Annotated in this window: 3 protein-coding genes; 1 reads left to right on the top strand and 2 read right to left on the bottom strand. The window is 49.9% G+C overall.

The window, feature by feature from the left end:
• Positions 1–445: D-2-hydroxyacid dehydrogenase (locus HOK28_12850; protein ID MBT6433981.1), on the bottom strand; the 445-nt coding region annotated here is incomplete at its 3' end.
• A gap of 81 nt (positions 446–526) precedes the next feature.
• Here HOK28_12850 and HOK28_12845 point away from each other — a divergent pair.
• Positions 527–1,948, top strand: coding sequence for a hypothetical protein (locus tag HOK28_12845; protein ID MBT6433980.1), 1,422 nt, complete (start codon positions 527–529; stop codon positions 1,946–1,948).
• 6 nt (positions 1,949–1,954) lie between these two features.
• Here the strand turns inward: HOK28_12845 and HOK28_12840 are convergent.
• A partial coding sequence (locus HOK28_12840; protein MBT6433979.1) for a hypothetical protein occupies positions 1,955–2,430 on the bottom strand: 476 nt, incomplete at its 5' end.

Below are 2,430 nucleotides of genomic sequence, written 5' to 3'. Positions count from 1 at the left end.
GCTCTATCTGAGGGGTTTCCCAGAAGCAGAACTCTCCGCATTCCTCCCACTTGCCTTCGCGTACGCGCTTGTCGTGTAGCGCTGAGTGGTGTGCCAGTTGCAGAATTTGAGCGAATACAAATTGCGCCACCGAATGCGTCCCATATTCCGGAACGTTGCATACACAGATGTTGCGGGCCGCCGCAGCCTTGAGGTCTACGGCGTTTACGCCGGTAGCGAGGATTAGGATGAGCTTAAGCTTCGGCAGTTTCTTGAAGTGATCTGCCGTTAGTACGGTTTTATTGGTTAAGAGTACCTGAGCGCCTTGAGACCTCTCGAGAACCAGGCTGGGATCGGTTCGCGGGTACACGGTGAACTCGGCCCCCTCAGGAGCAGCATTTTGTACCGGTGCCCAGGAATGGTCGCCTGGGTTCAGTGTGTAACCATCGAGTACTACGATTTTCATAACCCGGTGCCTAACACAAAGCTGGTCCTTAACGATAGTTCCGGGTTAAATGGGACATCAACTCAAGCCAGGGGCAGGGCAGTGCATACATTTGTGATTTCTGACCTTCATATCTCCGATGCTGAAGCAGTTAGCCAGAGCCGGCCATACTGGAAATCCTACAAGCGTCGCGAGATGTTTTTCGATGACGACTTTTGTAGATTTCTCGCATTCATTGAAAAAGAGGCCAATGGAGAGCCGGCGGAACTTGTCCTAAACGGGGATATTTTCGATTTTGATAACATCGTGCAACTTCCGGTCGACCGGTCCAACGTTGATTGGTTAGCCAAGCTACGTGGATTGGGTTCACAAGAGTGGATGAGTCTTTTCAAGATGGATTGTATTATCGCAGATCATCAACAGGTCTTTATGAGGCTTGGGGAGTTCGCCAAGCGCGGTAACAAGGTGGTTTTTGTTGTGGGCAACCACGATATGGAGATGCACTGGGAAAGTGTGCAGAATAAAATAAGAACAGCCCTTGGGATCGTTGATACACCAGCAGATGAGGACGTTCGATTCTGCAGCTGGTTCTATATGAGCGGTGAAGACACTTACATCAGCCATGGCCATCAGTATGACGGCTACTGCTCGGCAAGGAATTTAATACATCCCCAGATTAAGTTGGGCGGCAAGCCTGCAATCAGAATCCCATTTGGCGATTTATGTGAACGTTACCTACTTAATGGGATGGGGTACTTCAATCCGCACGCTACCAGCAATTACATCATGAGTGGCCTGCAATACGTGCTCTTCTTTTTTAAGTATATGCTCCGAACCCAACCCATGCTGCTGTGGACATGGTTTTGGAGTGCGCTGGCAACCTTTGTTACATCGATGCGCCACTTCATGGCGCCGCCCATTAAGGATCCTCTCGAGATTGAGAACAGGGTGAGTGCTATTGCGACGGCAGCTCAGGTGACACCTTCAGTGGTAAGGCAGCTGAATGCATTGAATGCTCCTTCAGCTTGTTCGAACCCATTGCGTATCCTGAGAGAACTTTGGCTGGATAGGGCGCTTCTCTTTTTGGGAATGTTTTATTTTGCGGGGCAAATCACGCTGGCGATTCAGTTCATCGTGCCGATAAGTTTTTGGTGGTTCCTGATACCACTTACGCTCTTTATGCCTTTTTACTTTGTCTATTCGTTTAATGTGAATAGCACGGTATTTAAGACGCCGCTTCTTACGGAGAAGCTGGCTTCGCTGATCAGCGAGATAACGGGATGTTCCCGAGTTGTTTTTGGCCACAACCACCAGCCAGAAAAATCCACTGTGGCGGATACGGAATACCTAAACAGTGGCTTTTGGTCGCCAGCATACTCTGATCCCCAATGCACGCATCGGATTGGAACTCAGACCTTCGTTTGGATTAGCCCACAGGAAAACGAACGACGTGGAAGTCTTTGGGAGTGGCCACCGGGACAAGCAGAGCCATTGCCCTTTGAATCCCCGGAGGGAGTTCTTTAGCTTTGTTTAGGCTGCGAGTGGCTTAAGGCTCAAGGAAGCGGCCCCGTGCGGTGAGACAAGATTGAAAGCAATCCCATCTTCTTCGGTGCCTCCGTAGGTTGGCGGCTCCACGGTGAGCTTTTTGCCTTCACCTTCCATAACACCAAGCGTGTGTCCTGCAACGATACTGAGGAATTCCCCAAGTAAGTCTTCCCGGTCGTCATCCGGTTCTGGCTCGGCTTCAAAATTACCCGACATAATGCGAACCATGCCAATCATAAGCTTATTCGCAAAATCGTCATCCGCGCTTAGAGTAATCGCTAATCCGGGTGCGCCGCGTAGCATGATAGATGCAGTGCTCTGGTGTTTTGGCACTTGGTCCGAGCTAGCAATCTTCAAGTGAATTCGTGATACACGCATCGTGATTTTAGGGATGAAGTCGAGAATGAATGTAGCAACAGGGTTCGTCTTCAACGTTTCCGGCAAAGTGATTTCAGAATCCT

Source organism: Deltaproteobacteria bacterium, assembly GCA_018668695.1.
GTDB lineage: Bacteria > Myxococcota > XYA12-FULL-58-9 > XYA12-FULL-58-9 > JABJBS01 > JABJBS01.
This window is presented reverse-complemented; position numbering and strand designations above follow the sequence as displayed.